Annotated in this window: 16 protein-coding genes; 5 read left to right on the top strand and 11 right to left on the bottom strand. The window is 67.4% G+C overall.

Going from position 1 to position 18,136, the window contains the following annotated elements; translation table 11 throughout:
• Positions 1–99: 99 nt before the first annotated feature.
• A complete protein-coding gene (locus ACLJEU_RS26415; protein ID WP_414664588.1) occupies positions 100–1,173 on the bottom strand; it encodes a hypothetical protein in 1,074 nt (357 codons plus the stop codon).
• A 119-nt stretch (positions 1,174–1,292) separates the two neighbouring features.
• On the opposite strand from ACLJEU_RS26415, the gene ACLJEU_RS26410 reads away from it, so the two are divergent.
• Genes ACLJEU_RS26410 through ACLJEU_RS26400 form a run of 3 tightly spaced genes read left to right on the top strand, consistent with a single transcriptional unit; the run spans position 1,293 to position 5,160 of the window.
• On the top strand, positions 1,293–2,858 hold the full coding sequence (locus ACLJEU_RS26410; RefSeq protein WP_414664587.1) for a DUF2339 domain-containing protein: 1,566 nt from the start codon (positions 1,293–1,295) through the stop codon (positions 2,856–2,858).
• 11 nt (positions 2,859–2,869) lie between these two features.
• Positions 2,870–3,301, top strand: a complete 432-nt coding sequence (locus tag ACLJEU_RS26405; protein ID WP_414664586.1) for a hypothetical protein — start codon at positions 2,870–2,872, stop codon at positions 3,299–3,301.
• Positions 3,298–5,160 (top strand): ArnT family glycosyltransferase, encoded by a 1,863-nt coding sequence (locus ACLJEU_RS26400; RefSeq protein WP_414664585.1) that lies wholly within the window; start codon positions 3,298–3,300, stop codon positions 5,158–5,160. Before ACLJEU_RS26405 ends, ACLJEU_RS26400 begins: the two co-directional genes overlap by 4 nt.
• Before the next feature lie 71 nt (positions 5,161–5,231).
• Here ACLJEU_RS26400 and ACLJEU_RS26395 read toward each other — a convergent pair whose 3' ends face one another.
• Genes ACLJEU_RS26395 through ACLJEU_RS26375 form a run of 5 tightly spaced genes read right to left on the bottom strand, consistent with a single transcriptional unit; the run spans position 5,232 to position 11,053 of the window.
• Complete coding sequence (locus ACLJEU_RS26395; protein WP_414664584.1) at positions 5,232–6,308, bottom strand: hybrid sensor histidine kinase/response regulator; 1,077 nt, start codon at positions 6,306–6,308, stop codon at positions 5,232–5,234.
• Position 6,309: 1 nt separating this feature from the next.
• Complete coding sequence (locus ACLJEU_RS26390; RefSeq protein WP_414664583.1) at positions 6,310–10,095, bottom strand: PAS domain S-box protein; 3,786 nt, start codon at positions 10,093–10,095, stop codon at positions 6,310–6,312.
• Entirely contained in the window at positions 10,092–10,319 is a 228-nt protein-coding gene (locus ACLJEU_RS26385) for a hypothetical protein (protein ID WP_414664582.1), read from the bottom strand. Before ACLJEU_RS26385 ends, ACLJEU_RS26390 begins: the two co-directional genes overlap by 4 nt.
• Positions 10,316–10,768 (bottom strand): globin domain-containing protein, encoded by a 453-nt coding sequence (locus ACLJEU_RS26380; RefSeq protein ID WP_414664581.1) that lies wholly within the window; start codon positions 10,766–10,768, stop codon positions 10,316–10,318. Before ACLJEU_RS26380 ends, ACLJEU_RS26385 begins: the two co-directional genes overlap by 4 nt.
• A gap of 51 nt (positions 10,769–10,819) precedes the next feature.
• Complete coding sequence (locus ACLJEU_RS26375) at positions 10,820–11,053, bottom strand: hypothetical protein (protein WP_414664580.1); 234 nt, start codon at positions 11,051–11,053, stop codon at positions 10,820–10,822.
• 159 nt (positions 11,054–11,212) lie between these two features.
• On the opposite strand from ACLJEU_RS26375, the gene ACLJEU_RS26370 reads away from it, so the two are divergent.
• Positions 11,213–11,836, top strand: a complete 624-nt coding sequence (locus ACLJEU_RS26370) for a response regulator (RefSeq protein WP_414664579.1) — start codon at positions 11,213–11,215, stop codon at positions 11,834–11,836.
• Between the two features lie 119 nt (positions 11,837–11,955).
• Here ACLJEU_RS26370 and ACLJEU_RS26365 read toward each other — a convergent pair whose 3' ends face one another.
• The 5 genes from ACLJEU_RS26365 to ACLJEU_RS26345 form a co-directional block, all read right to left on the bottom strand.
• Positions 11,956–12,828 carry a 3-methyladenine DNA glycosylase gene (locus ACLJEU_RS26365; protein ID WP_414664578.1) on the bottom strand — a complete coding sequence of 291 codons (873 nt, stop codon included), beginning with the start codon at positions 12,826–12,828 and terminating at the stop codon, positions 11,956–11,958.
• A 36-nt stretch (positions 12,829–12,864) separates the two neighbouring features.
• On the bottom strand, positions 12,865–13,383 hold the full coding sequence (locus ACLJEU_RS26360) for a hypothetical protein (RefSeq protein ID WP_457795320.1): 519 nt from the start codon (positions 13,381–13,383) through the stop codon (positions 12,865–12,867).
• Positions 13,380–14,351 (bottom strand): N-formylglutamate amidohydrolase, encoded by a 972-nt coding sequence (locus tag ACLJEU_RS26355; protein ID WP_414664576.1) that lies wholly within the window; start codon positions 14,349–14,351, stop codon positions 13,380–13,382. The genes ACLJEU_RS26360 and ACLJEU_RS26355 overlap by 4 nt, the downstream gene beginning before the upstream one ends.
• Before the next feature lie 5 nt (positions 14,352–14,356).
• Positions 14,357–15,262 (bottom strand): N-acetylglucosamine kinase, encoded by a 906-nt coding sequence (locus tag ACLJEU_RS26350; RefSeq protein WP_414664575.1) that lies wholly within the window; start codon positions 15,260–15,262, stop codon positions 14,357–14,359.
• Positions 15,263–15,357: 95 nt separating this feature from the next.
• Positions 15,358–16,086: a sugar isomerase domain-containing protein gene (locus ACLJEU_RS26345; protein WP_414664574.1), complete on the bottom strand. Its 729-nt coding sequence runs from the start codon at positions 16,084–16,086 to the stop codon at positions 15,358–15,360.
• A 100-nt stretch (positions 16,087–16,186) separates the two neighbouring features.
• On the opposite strand from ACLJEU_RS26345, the gene ACLJEU_RS26340 reads away from it, so the two are divergent.
• Positions 16,187–18,091, top strand: coding sequence for an alpha/beta hydrolase family protein (locus ACLJEU_RS26340; RefSeq protein WP_414664573.1), 1,905 nt, complete (start codon positions 16,187–16,189; stop codon positions 18,089–18,091).
• Positions 18,092–18,136 lie beyond the last annotated feature (45 nt).

The raw sequence follows: 18,136 nt of genomic DNA, 5'->3' as shown, positions 1-18,136 counted from the left end.
GAGTGGCAGGAGGGCACTCGAAATCAGGTGATGGCATCTGCAGCCACTCGCTGGCGCTCGTAGTCACTTCCAAGCCCGGAAAGCGCGTGCCGGCCGGAATTACTCCGGCACGAGCTCCGGCACGACCGGCCGGCCGATGTCGCGACGGATCGACTCGAGGTTCTCGCGAATCAGCGCGCCCATGGATTCGCACCGGAGGTAGTCCTTGCGGTGATAGTGTTCGGCGAGGCCTTCGCGCAGCGAGTGCACCTTCTCAATGGGGGCGAGCGGATCGCGGGCCATGTCGTGGAGCAGCAGGCCGAGGCGCTCCGACGCCAGCGACGCGCGTTGCAGGATCAGCGTCTGTTCCTCGCGCTGGTACTGGTGCGCCGTCTCGGAGTGGAGGTGCTTCGTGCAGAAATTCACGAGCGGGTAGTTGTCCTTGAAGAACTGCGGCAGGTAAAAATTCTTCCGCCCGTCGTAGCTCTGCTGATCGAAGTCCATGGCGCGGATCCGAATCTGCGACTCCTCGAAGTCCGGCGTGATCACGAACACGAAGTTGTACGAGCGCATGTCGCCGAGCAGGCGGATGAAGCAGCGCTCGTTGAATTTCACCAGCTCCTTGGCCACGCGAATCGGCTTCGGATCGGGCCGGCCCAGCCACTTCTCGATGAACATGTCGCCGGGAATGCCCGCGACGTGTTCCTCGACCAGCGTGTTGCCATGCGTCATGAACTGCATGCGGCTCGGCGAGAGCAGATGCTCGAGCTCCAGCCCGTACACGCGCGAGGCGTCGGCCTGCTTCACGTAGAAATAGTCCTGATTGTCGTTGTACGCGTTGACGATCCGGATCCGGAACGGCGTCGAATTGCCGAAGGTGCAGAAGTCCACGCGGTCGACATAGAGATGGCTCACGACCGAGAGATCGCCGTCCACTTTCAGCCACGCGTAGATCTCCTTCAGCGCCTCGTTGAGCTCCGACATCTCATTGGCGTCGTAGATGACGGTGTCCCAGAGCGTGGGCTTGCCCTTTTCATCCGTCAGCGGAATCACCTCGTGAAACGCCCGCAGCCGCTCGTACGTGACGGGCAGCTCGCGCTCGCGTTTGTAGCGGCGCAGGTAGGCGCGCAGATCCGCGCTGATCGGGAAACTGGGTTTCCGACGGGTCGGCTGCGGCGTGCCCAATTCGTGCATGGGCCGAGCGTGGCGGCGGCGGGGGCGCGACGCAACCTTGCGACGTCAGCCGATTCGTGTTCCCTCGCGCCGATGAAATTCCCTGCGTTCAACCGTGGTCGGCGTCGTGCGTTGTGCGCATGACGTCCCGATCGCACGAACCCCGGCGAAGGGTGCTGCTGGCGGCGGCGGGTCTGGCCGTGATCGCGTTTGCGCTGCTCGCGGGCCGCTTCTGGCATCCGTATTATGGATTCACGAAGTTCGTGCAGCTCGACGCCGCCGACGCCCGCAGCGGCATCCCGGAGATTCGCGAGCATCCGGTTTTTGCCTACGACGGTTTCAACGGCTACGACGGCGCTGCGTACACGCAGATCGCGTTTCATCCACTGCTCGACTCACCCGATCTCCAGCCTGCACTCGGCAACGTCCCGTACCGCGCCCGCCGCATCCTCGGCAGCGCGCTCGCGTGGGTGCTGGCCGCAGGCGATCCCGCGCGCATCGCCAACACCTACGCGGCGCTGAATCTCGCCGTCTGGCTCGTGCTGGCGTTTTTGCTGTGGCGGGTGCTGCCCGTGCGCGATGCGCGCAGCTGGCTGGCCTGGGCGGGCGTGATGTTCTCCGCCGGCGCGTTGCACTCGGTGCGGCTCGCGTTGACGGATTTGCTGGCGGCGACACTCGTGACGGCAGCGATCGCCCTCGATGAACGCGGCCGGAGCAGAGGCGCACTCGGCGTCCTGGCGATGGCCGGCCTGGCGCGCGAAACAGCGCTGGCCGGCGTCGTGGCCCTGTGGCGCGGACCGTGGCGGGCGCCGCGCGGCTGGATCGCGAACGCCCGGCGCGCCGCGATCGTCGCGCTGCCGCTCGGCGCGTGGATGATCTACGTGCGCTGGAAGGCGGGACCGGCAGCCCAGGGCCTCGGCAACTTCACCTGGCCGGTCGTCGGCTGGATCGAGAAGATCGGTGCGACGCTCGCGGACTTCGGCCGGCAACCGGATTTTCGCTGGCTCAACACCACGACGCTGCTCGCGCTGATCGCGCTGACGGCTCAGGCCGCTTTTTTTCTGCGGCGGTGGCACTGGAACGACGCCTGGTGGCGGGCCGGCGCGAGCGGCGTCGCGATGATGGCCCTGCTCGGCACCTCGGTGTGGGAAGGTCATCCCGGCGCGGCGACGCGCGTGCTGCTGCCGATGAGCGTGGCGTTCGCCGTACTGGCCGTGCGGGTACGCGCCAGTTGGATCTGGATCGCCGCGGGCGGCCTCAGCGTGTGCAGCGGCGTGCTCGCGCTCTGGCACGTGCCGAATGCGCCGCGTGAACTTGCGGCGGGACGCTCCGACGTCGGCGCCTACGTCGTCCAACTCGACACCGGCTGGTTCGGCGTCGAACGCAATGATCGCACCGCGTGGGCGTGGAGCGGACAGAACGGGCGCATCGCGATCGAGATTGCCCCGCGCACGCTCGCGCCGGTGCGCGTGCGCTTGAAGCTGCGCGCGATCGCCCCGCGCGACATCGAAGTCCTGGCTGGAACGCAAGTGGTCTGGCGCGGGCCGGTCGGTGAGCGCGTGGCCTGGGTGGAGTTCGAGGCGACGCCCGCGGCGCGGGGCCGACTGGAGCTGGAGTTGCGTTCATCGACGCCCGCGGTGCGCGAGAACGATCACGCCGACGCCCGCGCGCTGGGCTTCGCGCTCTATGGCGTCGAGGTGAAATAGATTCGGATGCAATGAGAGCCTGGATCGCGATCACGTGGCTGCTGGTGGCGATTGTGGGGGCGTGGAATATCGCGCAGACGGCGCGCCGGGTGTTGCCGCCGCGGCGCGCGGCCGAGGCATTGCCGGCCAATGTCGTGCTGCGGCACGAGCGGCGCATGGCGTCCGTGCGCGAGGCCCTCGCCGCCCACGGCGTGCGCGGCACGGTGGGCTATTTCGCGGATCTGCCGCCCGCGCAGCTGCGCGGCGACGCGGCCGGAATGGAGGCGTATTTTCTTTCCCAATTCGCGCTCGCGCCGTGGATCCTCGACGCCACTTCGGACCAGTGCGAGTGGGCCGTGGCGAATCTGCAGCGCGTCGCGGTGAAGGAACGCGTGCCGTCGGCGTATCGGATGGTGCACGACAGCGGTGACGGCGTGCTGCTGCTGCGGAGGAGTACGCCATGATCGCGGCGCTGTTCAGCGCGTGGACACTCGGGGTGCTGCTCGTGGCGGTGCTGCGGCCGGCGGGCAGTTCGTGGCGGCGCGACGGGGCCGTGCTGGTGTCGCTCGGCCTGCTCCTGGGCCTCGGCGTGACGAGCACGTTGTTCTTCTTTGCGTCACTCGCCTCCGCGCGTCCGGCGTTTTGGGCGGGTGCAGGCGAGCTCGCGCTCGGTGCTTTCCTCGCGTGGCGGCTGGCGCGGCGCGCGACCGATGGCACTGAATCAAAACCCATGCCGGCGTCGAATCCGGTCCTGTGGTGGATCCTCGCGTGGATCTTCGGGCAGATCGTGGTGGTCGCGACGGTCGTGGCGTGGCGGTCGTATCTGGCTGAGCCCTACGGGGGCTGGGACGGATGGGCGATCTGGAACCTGCACGCGCGTTTCATGCTGCGCGCGGGCCCGGAGTGGCCGCTGCTGCTGGCGGCACCATCGATCAACTGGACGCATCCGGATTACCCACGCCTGCTGCCGGCGGCCGTGGCGCGGATCTGGGCGTGGGCCGGAACGGAAACGTCCGCAGCGGCGGCACTCGTGTCCGGGGCGTTTGCGGCGGGACTGGTGGGGCTGCTCGTCGCGGTCGTCGCGCGCGTCCGCGGCCTCGCCGTGGGACTGTTGGGCGGAATTGTCCTCGTGGGCACGCCGTTCTTCGTGACCTTCGCGCCGAATCAGCACGCGGACATTCCGCTCGCGGGCTTCATGCTCGCGGCGGTGGGCCTGGTGGCGCTGGGCGATCGGCGGTCCGACACCGACCGTGGTTGGTTTGCGCTCGCCGGACTCTGCGCCGGACTCGCGGCGTGGACGAAAAACGAAGGCCTGCTGTTCGCTCTCGCATTTGCCGCCGTCGTGGCTGCGTGGGCGGAGCCCGACGCGGGGCGACGGAATCTGGCCCGCCTGTTGGCGGGACTGGCGATCGCGTTGGTGCCCGTCGTCGTATTCAAAATCTGGTACGCGCCGGCCAACGATCTCATGGCCGCTCCGTTCGGACCGCGGCTGGCGCAGCTGATCGATGCGGTGCGACTGGAGACGGTGCTGCGCGCTTTCGGCCGCGAGGGCCTGCGTTTCGGCGAATGGAGCCTGACGCCGTTTGCGGTCATGGCACTGCCGTTCGTCGCGTGGCGCGCGCGTCGCCGCTGGACCGGGGGCGAACGGGTGATTCCGGCCGTGCTCGCGCTGATGCTGGCGGGTTACGCGACCACGTACCTGCTCAGTCCGCTCCATCTGCAATGGCATCTCGACACCTCGCTCGTGCGCCTGCTGCTGCAGCTGTGGCCGATGGCGATTGTCGCGTGGTGTCTCGCTGTGCCGGCGTTCGAGCCCGCGCGCCCGGTCCGGGCTTCGCGCGGGTGGGCGGTGGGGTTCGCGGTCACGTCCGTGGCGGCGGCGCTCGGGACGACGTGGACGCTCTCGCGGCAACTCGCGGTCGGTGAACTGTCGCTGCGGCGCGATGGGAATGCGACGATCACGGCGGCGTGGGGCGCCGGCTGGTATCCGCCGGAGCAGCACGGACGCGACCGCTGGGCGTGGAGCGGGGGCCGGGCGGCGCTGCAGCTGTACGTCGACGGTGGCGACCTGCGCGCGCCGGTGGCGATCCGCTGCCGGCTGCGCGCGACCGTCCCGCGGACGGTTGTTGTCACGCTCGGCGGGCGCGAACTGTGGCGTGGCGCGGTGGCGACGAACTACGTGGACGTCGTGCTGGCCCTGCCGCCGTGGGCCGCGGGCACGGCCGCGCTAGAGTTTTCGACAGACATTCCCGGCACGCCGGAAACACCGGACGGTGGCGGACGCGTGCTGGCGTTTGCGCTCTATAACGTCGAACTTAGGTGAATTGCAGCCGATGTAGCGGGCGATGGCACCCCGCCACATCAAGCACCGGATGCGATTTTCACCAAAGTGCGTTAACGCGCGGGCAACTCGAACCAGAAGACGCTGCCGCGCGGATCGGGGAAGTCCGCGCCGACCGCGCCGGACTGCGACTCGATCAGGTGTTTCACGATCGCGAGTCCGAGGCCGTTGCTTTCCTCGCCGCCGGTCGGACGAGGCGAAAGACGGGCGTGCTCCTGGAAAAGCTGGCTGCGCTCCGTGACGGGCACGCCGGGCCCGGTGTCCTGCACCTCGACGCGCACGCGGTCGCCTGTGCTCCGCGTGCGAATCACCACGGTGCCTTCGAGCGGCGTGAATTTCAGGGCGTTGCTCGTGAGATTCGTGAACGCCTGGTACGCGAGCGCAGCGTCGCAGCGGGCGAGCGGCAGCGGCTCGGTCCACTCGGACGACAGCACGATCTGTTTGCGCTCGGCGGCGTGCGTGTGCTGGCGGATGACGGCGTTGCCGAGGAGATTGAGGTCAACGCGTCCGTTGGCGCCGCTGGTCGCGGTCGGCACACGCAGCTCGAGAAACGTGTCGATGATCCGCCGCATCTGCGCCGCGGATTCCGTGATGCTGTCGAGCGACTTCGTGAGTGACGCTGACGCCGTCACGGCGGGCTGACGCCGCGCCAGTTCGCCGGCCATGAGAATCAGGCAGAGGGGACTGCGCAGATCGTGGCCGGCCATCCGCATGAAGCGTTCCTTCAACGCGAGTTCGCTTTCCAGTTCGCGCCGCAGGCGGCGGAGGGTCAGGTGCGTCCGCACGCGCGCGAGCGCCTCCTCGTGTTCGATGGGCTTGGTGATGTAATCGACGCCGCCGGCGCTGAAGGCTTTCACCTTGTCGGCCGTCTCGTTGAGCGCGGTCATGAACAGCACCGGGATGTCGCGCGTGCCGGGCCGGGCCTTGAAGCGGCGGCACGTTTCGAAACCGTCGATGCCGGGCATCATCACGTCGAGCAGGATGAGATCCGGGCGCGTCTGCGCCGTCTGCGCGAGCGCTTCCTCGCCGTCCTCGGCCACCATCAGCTGGTAGCCGGATTCGCCGAGCGTTTCGACCAACACGCCGAGATTTGCGGGCGTGTCATCAACGATGAGAATGGTCTCGGGCATGTCAGGCGATGTAGCGGGCGACAAATTGGCGGACTGCCTTCATCTTGAAACGCGCCGCGAGATCGAGCACGCCCTGCGCGAACGGAGCGTAACGGGCGTCGACTTCGATCAACGCCTGGGCGCGGGTGCGCAGGCCCACGACGTCGCCCTTCGACGCGAGTTCATACAACAGCGCGGCCTCGGCGGCCGGCGGCGGAAACATCGCGAGCGCGAACGGCGAGCGCGTTTCCTCCAATTCGGTGTAACGCCAGGTCAGCGCGAGCGCGCGCTCCACGACGTTCCAGAGTTCCTCCTCGCGGAAAGGCTTGGCCAGAAAATCGTCGCAACCCGCGGCGAAGCACTCGCTCCGGTCCAGGTCGTAGGCGCTGGCGGATACGGCGACGATGCGCAGCGCCGGACCGCGGGGCGAACTGCGCAGCCGGCGCGTGGCTTCGAGACCGTCGATTTCGCCGGGCAGCCGCAGGTCCATCAGGATCAGTGCCGGCTGAAAGGTCTCGGCTTCCTGCACGGCCGTGAGTCCGTCCGGCACCTCCACGACTTCGAAACCCAGGGGCGCGAGCATCTCGACCATCACGGCGCGATTGGCGGCGTTGTCGTCCACCACGAGGACGCGGTGCGGCGGGCCTTCGTAGCCGACGATGCGGCGGTTCTGGGTTTTCGCGGGCGGCTGCGCGGCGGTGACGACGGGCAGCGCGACGTCGAACCAGAAACGGCTGCCCCAGCCGAGCTTGCTCTCGACGTTGAGCTTGCCGCCCATGCGCTCGACGAGACTGCGGCTGATCGCGAGGCCGAGGCCCGTGCCCGAGGCGGCGGTGCCGGCACCGGCATTCTGGCCCACCTGGGCAAAGGGCTCGAACAGCTTCGTGATGTCATCGGCCGAGATGCCAATGCCGGTATCGCTCACAGAGAAACGAATGAAGTGCGTGCCGTCGGCTCCGGGCAGGCTCTGGACCGAGAACACCACGCCGCCGGTGCGCGTGAACTTCACCGCGTTCGAGAGCAGGTTGAACACGACCTGCCGCAGCCGCTGTTCGTCGCCGCGCACCCAGTCGGGCAGGTCGGCGGCGACGGCGGTCTCAAACAGGATGCTCTTCTCCTTCGCGCGCGGCGTGAACACGCGTTCGATGGCGGCGGCGAAACCGGGCAGATCGAAATCGGTCGGATGCAGCTCGATGCGGCCGGCCTCGATCTTCGAAAGGTCGAGCACGTCGTTGATGAGCGCGAGGAGGTGATCGGCGGACTCGTGGATCACGCGCACGCCGTCGCGCTGCTTGGTCGTGAGCGCCGCATCACGGCGCAGAATCTGGGTGTAGCCGAGGATGCCGTTGAGCGGCGTGCGCAGCTCGTGGCTCACGCTCGCGAGGAAGTAACTCTTGGCGCGGCTGGCGGCGTCGGCGGCCTCCTTCGCCTCGCTCAGCGCCCGGGCGGCCTCGTGTTTCTGCGTGATGTCGGTGGCCACGCCCTCGAAGTGATCGATCGTGCCGTCGGCGTTGCGCACCACGCGCACGGATTCCGAGATCCAGCCGCGCGTGCCGTCGCGGCGAAAGATCTCCGATTCGAACCCGGTGACTTCGTCGCGCCGCTGGACCAGCGCGAAAAAGTCGTCGCGCCGTTCCGTCTGCACGTAGATCTGGCGGCGCACGTCGTTGATCGCGGCGAGCAGCTCCGCGGGCGTCTCATAACCCAGGATACGCGCGAGCGCGGGGTTGGCGCTGATGAAGCGGCCCTCGGGCGTGGTGACGTAGAGGCCCTCGACGGCGTTCTCGAAGATGAGTTGGTAACGACGCTGGGCGCGGGCGGCGGCGGCCTCGGTTTGCCGCCGCTTGACGGCCACCGCCGCCTGCTCGGCCACGAAGTTCAGCAACCGCAGATCCTCATCGCTGTAGGAATCGCCATTGGCGTAGTCCTGAAGCGCGATGACGCCCAGCGCCTGGCCATCGACCCGCAGCGGCGCGCCGAGACGCTGGGCGGCCGGGCGGTCGAGGGGATGATAGGGGCCGCGGCTGCCGAGCAGGCCGGGGAGATCGGCGGCGGTGACGCGCGCGGGCCGGCCGGTGTGCAGCACGTATTCGGTGAAGCCGTTGCCCAGCGGGCGCGGCTCCGGCGGCGGGACGTGTTCGTCGACGAAATACGGAAACTGTAGCTCGCTGCCGTCGGCGCTGAGGAGCGCGACGTAGAAGTTCTTCGCTGGCATGAGGCCGCCGATGATGCGATGCACCTCGGCGAAGAGCGCCGAGAGATCGCCGCCGGTGAGGACGACCTGGGAAATCTGATACGTGGCGGTCTGCACCTGTTCGCGGCGCCGGCGCTCCGTGATGTCGATGCCGACGGTGAGGGCGCACAGCGTGCCGCCGAGTTCGATCAGATCGGCGTTGATTAGAAGCGTGCGAACCGCGCCGGACTTGCCGCGAATCTGCGCCGCGAGATCACGGACCGCGCCCTCCTCGCGGAAGCGCCGCATGTAGTCGTCGCGCTGCGTGGGGTTGGCCCACAGCCCGATGTCGAACGTCGTGCGACCGATCACCTCGTCGCGCGTGTACCCGATGCCCCGGAGAAACGCCGGGTTGGCCTCGGTGATAAGACCGTCGGTCACGCGCGTGATCGCCATCAGCGCCGGACTCGAATGGAAGCTCTTTTCGAAATACGTCCGCGCCTCGCGCTGGGCGGCCTCGACCTGCTGCCGGTGGATGGCGGCCGCAGTCTGCTCGGCGACGAAGAGCATCAGCCGCATGTCATCGTCGGTATACGCCTGCGGATTGTGATAATCCTGCACCGTGATCACGCCGAAGCAGCGATCGTCCACGACGAGCGGCGCGCCGAGCCACTGGGCCGACGGGTTGCCTTGCGGCGAGTAGTTGCCCCGCGACTTGAGCCGGCCGACGATTTCTTCGTAGCCGGCGAGCAGGGGCTGGCGGGTCTCGATGACGAATTCCGTCAGGCCGTTCCGCGGCGGCCGCGACGGCGGCTGCGGGGTGCGTTCGTCGACGAAGTAGGGAAACGACAGCATCGAGCGGTCGGCGTTGAGCAGCGCGACGTAGAAATTCTTCGCGGGCACGAGCGCGCCGATGATCTGGTGGACCTTGCCGAGCAGCGTCAGGAGATCGTTGCTGCCGAGCACGGCCTGGGAAATCTCGTACGTGGCGGCCTGGATCTTCTCGCGGCGGCGCCGCTCGGTGACGTCGATGCCGACGGTGAGGAAGCATTTCCGGCCGCTCAGCTCGATGATGTCGGCATTGACCAGGATGGAGCGCAGGCCGCCGGACTTCGTCCGGAAATCCGCCTCGAGATCGCGCACGACGCCGTCGGTTTTCAGCCGGCGGAAAAACTCCTCGCGCTGCTCCTTGTTCACCCAGATGCCGATTTCGCCGGTGCTCTTGCCGACGATTTCCTCGCGCGTGTAGCCCGATGCGCGGAGGAGAGATGGGTTGACCTCGAGGATGCGGCCGTCGGCGGCGTTGGCGATCGACATGAGGGCCGGGTTGCCGTTGAAGCTGCGCTCGAAGAAGGCCTGCGATTCGCGGCGGCTCGCCTCGCTCTGGCGCAACGCCTCCTGCACCCGCGCCAGTTCGGCGTTGGACGAAGCGGAGGCGTTTTTCTTGCGCGGAGCCACGGTGGCGCACCCAGGTGCGACGACTGGAATAATCGGGAAGAGACCGTGCGCAACGGCGGACTTCTCCGGCGGCTCCCGGACGGTGAAACGACCGGGGCGGATCGGCGCGATCAGGCCGGGCGCGGTGCACCCGGTCGTGCTCGTGTCACGGGCGGGCGGGCTGGTGGGCTCAGTCACCGCGAACGGGGAGTGAGCACGCCGTCGACCGCGAACGCGCCGGATCGGGCCGTGGCGCCGGATGTTGCGCCGGCAAACGACAGCCACAACGCGCCGATCGCCGCGACCGTCTGGCGGGTGCCCGGTTGCAGGTTGACGTTGAGGGTGCGCGGATCGCGGGCCGGCGGGAGCGGGCTCGGAATGACGCGACGGGACCGAAGCGGGCTGAGCAGCGAACGGGTCATGGCAGGGCGGCGGAAGCGGTCAGGGTTTGGGCGGGCGGCGTGGCGTGGCGGTGACCCTCGATCATCGCCTGGGCGAGGAGCGAGTAGGTGGCAAACCACGCCTCGCGGACCGCGGGCGTGAACTCCGGGCCGAGGCCCTTGTGCAGGGTCCACAGGAGCGCATCGCCTACGGCGGCGTAGTGTTCCTCAAGCAGGCCCTGGCCGCCGTGGCGGGCGCCGAGCGCGCGCATGGACGGGAGGAGGGACTCGAGGTCGTGAAGGGAGGCGACGGCGGAACCGAGGGTCGCGATCCACGTCCGGCCCTGATCATGCAGGCAGCCGCAGAAGAGGGAGCGGACGCGAGGATCGAGCTCGAACAATCGGGCACAGAACAGCCCGGCCACCTGATCCGCCAGCGGTGAAAGCCGGCGGAACGAGTGTTGTACGAGTTCGACCTCGGTCGGAGTCATGGGCGGCAACGCGCGGAGAACCGGGCGGAGAGGGCGGCGTCGGTCGCGCGATCAGGCGGCGAGCGGCTGGGTCTCGCCGCGGAACGGCGTCTTGGTGCTGGCCGAATCCGGAGCGATCGCGAGCCGCGGCAGCCGGACCCGCTTGCACCGCAACACGTAGTCGGCGTGGATGATGACGCCGAGGCCGGCGGTCAGGGCGAGCGTGCCGGCGGCGGCGAGGCTGAAGGGAAGGGCAACGGCCGCGGCGAGCGCGGCAACGATGGCAGGAGCAGGGAACGAGTACATGATGACGGTTGGTTGATTGCTGCGGCCATGATGCCACGACTCGCCGCGATCAACTATGGGCCGGACGGGACTGGGCCGATCGCCCCATTGACGCAGCGAAGGGTGTCATGACGGAGCGGCGGCTTTACATCCGGTCCGACGCTTTGAATACTCGGCGCGGTGAAACGGATTTTGGTCATCGATGACGACGCACGCCTGCGGGAGCAGTATATCGAACTCTTGCGGCTCGAAGGCTATCAGGTGTCCGAGGCGCGCAATGGACGCGAAGGGATCGAAAAGGCCCGCAAGGAGCCGCCCGATCTCGTGCTGTGCGACATCACGATGCCGGAGATGAATGGCCACCGCGTGCTCGAGACGCTGCGCAACGAACCGCGCACGGCGCATCTGCCCTTCGTGTTCCTCACCGGCTGGAGTGAGCAGGAGGACATCCGCACCGGCATGAATCTGGGAGCCGACGACTATCTCACGAAGCCGGTCGTGCCGGACGAGCTGGTGGCGGCCATTCGCGCGCGCCTGCGCCGATCCGAGAAAGTCGCGCCCGCCGCCCCGACGCGGAGTGGCACCGGCGACGCGAAGCCGCAGCAACTCGAGGCCCTGGGCCTGACGCCGCGCGAGGCGGAAGTGTTGTTCTGGGTGGCGCGCGGCAAGACTAACGACGAGATCGCCACCGTGCTCGGCATCGGACTCACCACGGTGAAGAAGCACCTCGAAAGCACGTTTTCCAAACTCGGCGTCGAGAACCGCACCACCGCCGCCGCCATGGCGCTCGAGCGGATGGTGTGAGGGGCGGGTTGGGGGAGTTGAGAGTTGAGGGCTGAGAGTTGAGAGAGAACTCCGATCGACTTACCTCAAGATCAGACGTGCAAGGGACGCACCCGGATAGGTCTCTCAACCCTCAGCCCTCAACTCCCCCCGGCCAACAGCCGATCGCACAGCGCGATCAGCTGGGCGCGCAGCGGCTCGCCGCGCGCGGTGAAGGCGCGCTGGTGTCGCTCGTACTCCTCGCGACCGGCGGTGGTCTCGATGGGAATTGGAACGAAGCCGAGGCTGCGCAGATCGTAGGGACTCGCGCGCATATCCACCGCCCGGATATCCCGGGCGAGCTCGAAACCGTCGGCGATCAACTGTGACGGTGCGAACGGCGCGAGTTTGAACGCCCACTTGTAGAGATCCATGTTCGCATGGAGACAGCCGCGCTGCTCGAGCTGCGGGACGTCGACGCGGGTCGGCTGGAGCTTGTTCAACGGGCGGGCCGGCGGCGTGAAGAAGCGGAAGGCGTCGTAGTGCGAGCAACAGACCGCGTTCGCCTCCACGATCTGCGCGAGCTCCGCGGCGGGGAAACGCAGCGGCCACGCGTTGTGGCGCACCTCGTCGGGCGTCTGCCGGTACACCATCGCCCACTCGTGCAGGCCGTGGCAGCCGAAGAACGCGGGGCGTTCCTGCATCGCGGTGAGCAACCGGCGCAGCCAGTCGAGATACTCGCGGCGGTGGACCGGCGCGGCAGCGGCGTTGAGGGCCACGCCGTCAGGGGTTTCCTGATACTCGGGCCAGCGGAGAAACTCGCGCGCCGCGGTGCCGGCGAGGATGACGTCCGGCCCCGGATGCCAGCGGCGCAACCACGCCGGGCGAAAGCCATAGTAGGTGAAAAGAAAATCGTAGACCGGATGCTTCTCGCCGTGCGCCGTCCGCGCGTGATGCGGATCGGTCCACGCCCGCACGCGCGTTTCATGCGCGTGCTGCAGCGCCTGCCACGCGGGCTCGGGGAGGACTGTCACAGGTGGCGCGGAGGTCAGCATCGGGCGGTCACAGCGTCACGGATACGAGCGCTCGACCGACTGGCCGGGCGTGAGCGGACGCCACGCAGCACCAAACTCCCGCAGCGCCGCGCGTAGATCCGCGATCGTGGCGTCGGGAAGGGCGGGCGTGACAACGCCGTGGCGGCGGCAGGCGGCGCGCAGTTTAATCGCAAACGCCGCGGGATCCGTCGCGCCGCCCCATTGCTCGCCTTGCAGGCATTCCACCAGCGCGGCGCATTGACCGGCGGCGCTCGCACTTTCCGGGGCGGTCTTCGTGTCCGTGGCGATCGCGCGCGGCGGGACTGCGGGCTCGGCCAGAGGGCGGCCGCGGGCGATGGCACCGAAGTGGGCGTTCGTCCAGCCGAGTCGTTGCTCCACCACGAAGCAGGCGGCGTCCCGGGGCAGGATGCCCTGCCGCGGCATCTCGCGCGTGGTGGTGGAGCCGTCGGAACGCACGCAGGTCAGCGTGTCGGCCGCGGCCTCGGGCCGGTTCTTGGTGAAACGGACCAGCATCGCTGTCCCGCGCGGTTTCATTTCGCCCGCGTGGCGGCGGCCAGCTCGAAGCCGTAGCGTTCGCGCAGAAACACGGTGAGCGCCTCGACGGTGATCCGGGCGAAGCGCGCGCGGTTTTCCGCCGTGTCGCGGATGCCGGCGCGGTAGGTTTCGATTTGCAGGCCGTCGACCTTCGGCGTGTCGCCGCCCGCGTGGACGCGCACGATGTAGCCGCCGGCGAAGAACGGATGATCGCCCGGTTGGGGATCCTTCGGACTCGGGACGGCCCGAATCCCGCGCGTCGAAAACAGATCGCCCAGGCTGCCGGGGCCGCGCAGCAGCGTGGCGGCACTCCCGCCGACGCGCGCGTGCAGATCGCTCAGCGTGCTCAGGGCCATCAGGCCGGAGGCATCGAAGGCAGCGTCGGATTGATTGAGCTGCTTCGCCTCGAGGGCGTAGCCGAGTTCGATGCGGGCGATCGGGTGCGCGTGTCCGTGCAGATCGATCAGGAACGCGAAACCGTGCCGCGCGACGGCGGCGGCGAGGGCTTCGCGGATCGAGGCGTGAAACTCATGCCACGTGCGTTCGGCGAGGACCTGGCCCTGCGCGGCTTCCTTGATCTCGCGGTTCGGGTCGAGCTTGCTGCGGTGCAGGTGACTCGCGATCAGGTGCGCGCGGCGGCCCGAGCGCGCGTGTAACTCCTCGATGATCGCGCGCGCCAGTTCCTGCGTGTTCACGTCCATGTCCTTCACGCCTTCCTTGCGGTTGGGAATCGCATCCGGCCGCATCCGGCCGCCGTGCGGCGAGGTCAGCACAATCGGCAGATCGCCAGCGAGGTATTCAACGTAGCGATCTAGGCCGAAGTAAGCCTGCCCTGGCACCTTCTCGGCCGGCGCGGTGGGCTTGGTCGGAACCGCGCCACCGGCGGACGCGGCTGCGAGGACCAAGGCGGCCATGGCCGCGACGATTGCGTTGCGGTGACGGCGGAGGAGCGACGGCAGGGAACGCATGGGTTTCAACGGTCGCGGGCAACGAGCCGGCGGACGCCCTCAATCGGGGCGGCGGTGATGGGTTGGAAACGAAGCGACGTGCGGGCGGCGAGCGCGCTCGCGACCACGGGATTGATCAGTAACGCGCCGCTCAGGCCGGTCGGGATGTCGGCGTGCGGCGTGCCGGGAAACAGTTTGCCGGCCACGTGCAACGCGAGGTCGAGCAACTCCGCGGCGGACTCGATCACGACGGCCCGGGCGGTCGCGTCACCCTCGGTGGCCAGCCCGAGCACGGTCGGCGCGAGCGCAGCGATGACGCGGTTGGGCTCGGCGTGAGCGTAGAAATAACGCGTGACCGCGCGGACGTCGGCGTCATCGCCGAGTTCCGTGTGCGCGCGCACGGCCGGGCCGAGGCGGGAAGCAGGCAGCCAGGCCTGCAGTTCGAGCAGCGCGCGGGCAATGGCGCGCCGGCCCAGTTCATAGCCGCTGCCCGGATCTCCAAACCGCCAGCCGGTCCCGCCAGCGTAGTGGACCGTGCCATCGGGCGCGCGGGCGGCAACGAACGATCCCGTGCCGGCGTGAAGTACCAGGCCGGGTTTCCCGTCCGTGGCGAGTTCCAGCGTCGGCAGCGAGTCGGGCGAAGCGGTGACGTGACCGAAGCCGGCTAACGACGCGGCGAACTCCTGCCAGAACCCGGGCGCGCCGGACATGTACAGGTGCGTGCGGTGGACGACAACGGGGAGAGTTGAGGGTTGAGAGTGGAGTGACAACGTCAGCGCTCGCAGCGCATCGGTTGCGATCTGGCGGGCGGTGTCGGTCCCGACGACGTTGGGATTGCAACCGGGTGCGAGTTGCCGCGCGACGATCGTGCCGGCGTCATCGACCAGAATGCACTCGGTCTTGGTGCCGCCACCATCAACGCCGATTTTCATGAACTGAGTTGGGACAGAATGAACAGAATGGAAAGAATCCGGCAGAGGGGATCAGACCATTCAGTTGATTCTGTTCATTCTGTCTAAAAAGAGTCTCAGGCGAGTTGTTTGCTCAGGCGGTACTTGTATTTCTCGCCCACCTTGCGGTTGTGCTCGATGGCACCGGGGATGTTCTGGCTGCGCAGGACGGGCAGATCGTGGCCGTTGTCGCGCAGCCATTCCATGGTGGAGATCATCAGCCAGTTGAGCAGCGAGCCGCCGATGAACGTGCTCGTCGGGCCCGTCGAGACGGCGTCGGTGACCTTCATGATGGCGTCACCGGGCACACCACCATTGTCCAACGTGTAGTCGCACAGCTCGTGCAGTTTTTTGCCGTCGGGGTGCACGGTTTTTGCCGTCGTCGACATCGCGAGCGACGTCAGGCCGATAACGACGCAGCCTTTTTTCTTCGCGTGCAGCGCGACCTCGATGGGCGAGGAATTCTTGCCGGAGTTTGAAATCACGATGACGGCTTCGCCGGCGCGGAGTTCGTATTGTCGGTCGTAGCGTTCGACGAGTTTGGTGCCGTAGCCGACGAGGTTTTCGATGAAGCCGGCGGTGGGATCGTTGATGCTTGTGATGCATACGAGCCCGCCGGCGCGGCCGACGATTTCGCGGGCGATGATCTCGCTGTGGCCGGAGCCGAAGGTGTGGATGACTTCGCCGCGCGCGACGCTGGCGCCGAGGATCGGCGCGAGGCGCGCGAGGGTGGCGGCGTTGGCGGACCACGCGGTGGCGAGCATGGCGTTGGCGCGTTCGTAGTAGGCGGAGGCGAGCGGAGACATGATTTCCCCCAACGAAGCGGCTTGCGGGAAAAAGCCGACTAAAAAGCTTTTCGCCCGACGAGTCTGGTGGGAGCGTCGCCAGCTTCGGTACGTCCGCCCCATGAAGCCCATTTATCTGTTCTGCCTTGCCCTCGTGTTAGGTGCGGATGCGCCGGAAGCAGCGGCGACACCGCCGCCGCTGCTTCCGGTGAGTGATTTCACGAATCTGGTCGGGGCAAGTGACGTGACGATTTCGCCTGATGGCGCGACGCTGGCGTACGAGTTTGGTGACGACCGTGAGCGGGTCCTGGTGTTTCGCGAGTGGGAGTCGGGGCGCGTGAGTCGGATTGGGGCGAACGCCGGTTACGGCACTCCGGTTTGGGTGAATTCACAGCGGGTGATCTTCGGACGCAGTGCGAGCACTGACATCGGCGGTAAGGATCTGCTTCCGGCGGTGGCGCTGCCGTCCTCCGTGATCTTCAACCGCTTTGAAGGAGCACGGCGCGATGAAGTCCTGGTGCTGAGTTACGACCGGGAAGTGATGGGGCGCTATCAGCCCTTCTTCGTTCTCCCTTATCCGCGGATCGAGCGGGTGGACACGCGCCGCGCAACCTCGGTGCGCGTGGAAGACAATCCGGGAAAAGTCACGGGCTGGATGGTCGATGGCGCCGGCGTGGTGCGCATCGCGATCGAGACCGAGGGCGTCCTGCAGCGCGTGCTCTACCGGGAAAAGGACGGAGCGCCTTGGCGGGTGCCGAAGGACTTGGATTGGTCCAAGGATCGCCTGCGGCCGCAGTGGCTGAGCGGTGACGGCAACGTGCTTTACTGCGGTCTCGTCACGCCTGCGGGCACCTGGGGCGTGTATGCCTACGATCTGCTCAAGGAGGCTTGGGGCGAGCTCATCCTGAGCCATGATCGCTACGATCTCGACTTGGCGATGACACCGGTGCTGGCGCCGAAGAGCCGCACTCTACTCGGGATTTATTACGTCGCGGATCGCACCAAGCCGGTGTGGTTCGATCCGCAGCTGGCCGCGGTCCAGGCTGCGGTGGACGCCAGTCTGCCCCGCATGACGAACGTCATCACGAGTCTCAGCGACGACCTCCAGCGCATGGTGATTCGTTCCTCCTCCGACCGGGATCCCGGGGCGTTTTACCAGTTTGACCTGCCGAAGAAGGAACTGAAGCCGCTCTTCGCGGTGCGGCCTTGGGTCAAGGCGGCGCAGATGGCCGAGATGTTTGAAATGAGCTTCAAGGTCCGCGATGGACAGACTGTTCGCGGCTACCTCACGCTGCCGGCTGGGCGTGAGGCGAAACAGCTTCCGCTCGTTCTCCTGGTTCATGATGGGCCTTGGGCGCGCGATGCCTGGGGCTTCAACGCCAACGTGCAGTTTTTGGCGAATCGCGGCTACGCGGTCCTGCAGGTCAACTATCGCGGTTCGAAGGGCTTTGGAGAGGCGTTTCACGCGATGGGAAAGCGCCGCGTGGGGCGCGAGATTCAGCAGGACATCGCGGATTCCGCGCGCTGGGCCATCGAGCTGGGGCTCGCCGATTCCGCCCGAATTGCCATCATGGGTGAAGGCTTCGGAGGGTTCTCGGCGCTGATTGGAGTCACGCAGAACCCGGGACTTTATCGGTGCGCGGTGAGCATCGATGGCGTGACGGACTGGGCGGCGCTTATGGACTACAGCCGGCGGATCCACTTGGCGGGCTACGATGCGATGAAGGACCACTTTGGCGATCCGGTGGCGGATGCGGCGGAATTGGCGGATATCTCTCCGGTCAATCACGTCGCGGAGCTGTCGGCCCCAGTGTTCGTGATTTTCGGCAACGATGAACGTGTTCCCCGCGAGAACGCCCGGGCTTATCTGACGGCGATCAAGCGAGCTCAGAAGCCGCACGAGGCCTTCACTAACTTCGATGAAATTGACGGTCTCCGCTCCGCCAAAGTGCGCACTGAAATGCTTCGGCGTATTGAGATTTTTCTCGCTCGGAATTTGGCGACGGATCTTAGGACGTCGAAGTGAAACGCGAGTTGCCGTGGGAGCCGCGCTTGCCCGGACGGGTAGGGC

Origin of the sequence: Terrisphaera buseokensis, assembly GCF_047521145.2 — a bacterium.
Classification (GTDB): domain Bacteria; phylum Verrucomicrobiota; class Verrucomicrobiia; order Opitutales; family Opitutaceae; genus ER46.
The sequence above is the reverse complement of the archived record's forward strand: the minus strand, read 5'-3'. Positions and strand labels throughout refer to the sequence as shown.

What these genes read in the sequence shown, in the direction of transcription:
- ACLJEU_RS26415 (WP_414664588.1), bottom strand. Translation starts at nt 1,173, where the DNA reads ATGCACGAATTGGGCACGCCGCAGCCGACCCGTCGGAAACCCAGTTTC.
- ACLJEU_RS26410 (WP_414664587.1), top strand. Translation starts at nt 1,293, where the DNA reads ATGACGTCCCGATCGCACGAACCCCGGCGAAGGGTGCTGCTGGCGGCG.
- ACLJEU_RS26405 (WP_414664586.1), top strand. Translation starts at nt 2,870, where the DNA reads ATGAGAGCCTGGATCGCGATCACGTGGCTGCTGGTGGCGATTGTGGGG.
- ACLJEU_RS26400 (WP_414664585.1), top strand. Translation starts at nt 3,298, where the DNA reads ATGATCGCGGCGCTGTTCAGCGCGTGGACACTCGGGGTGCTGCTCGTG.
- ACLJEU_RS26395 (WP_414664584.1), bottom strand. Translation starts at nt 6,308, where the DNA reads ATGCCCGAGACCATTCTCATCGTTGATGACACGCCCGCAAATCTCGGC.
- ACLJEU_RS26385 (WP_414664582.1), bottom strand. Translation starts at nt 10,319, where the DNA reads ATGACCCGTTCGCTGCTCAGCCCGCTTCGGTCCCGTCGCGTCATTCCG.
- ACLJEU_RS26380 (WP_414664581.1), bottom strand. Translation starts at nt 10,768, where the DNA reads ATGACTCCGACCGAGGTCGAACTCGTACAACACTCGTTCCGCCGGCTT.
- ACLJEU_RS26375 (WP_414664580.1), bottom strand. Translation starts at nt 11,053, where the DNA reads ATGTACTCGTTCCCTGCTCCTGCCATCGTTGCCGCGCTCGCCGCGGCC.
- ACLJEU_RS26360 (WP_457795320.1), bottom strand. Translation starts at nt 13,383, where the DNA reads ATGAAACCGCGCGGGACAGCGATGCTGGTCCGTTTCACCAAGAACCGG.
- ACLJEU_RS26355 (WP_414664576.1), bottom strand. Translation starts at nt 14,351, where the DNA reads ATGCGTTCCCTGCCGTCGCTCCTCCGCCGTCACCGCAACGCAATCGTC.
- ACLJEU_RS26350 (WP_414664575.1), bottom strand. Translation starts at nt 15,262, where the DNA reads ATGAAAATCGGCGTTGATGGTGGCGGCACCAAGACCGAGTGCATTCTG.
- ACLJEU_RS26345 (WP_414664574.1), bottom strand. Translation starts at nt 16,086, where the DNA reads ATGTCTCCGCTCGCCTCCGCCTACTACGAACGCGCCAACGCCATGCTC.
- ACLJEU_RS26340 (WP_414664573.1), top strand. Translation starts at nt 16,187, where the DNA reads ATGAAGCCCATTTATCTGTTCTGCCTTGCCCTCGTGTTAGGTGCGGAT.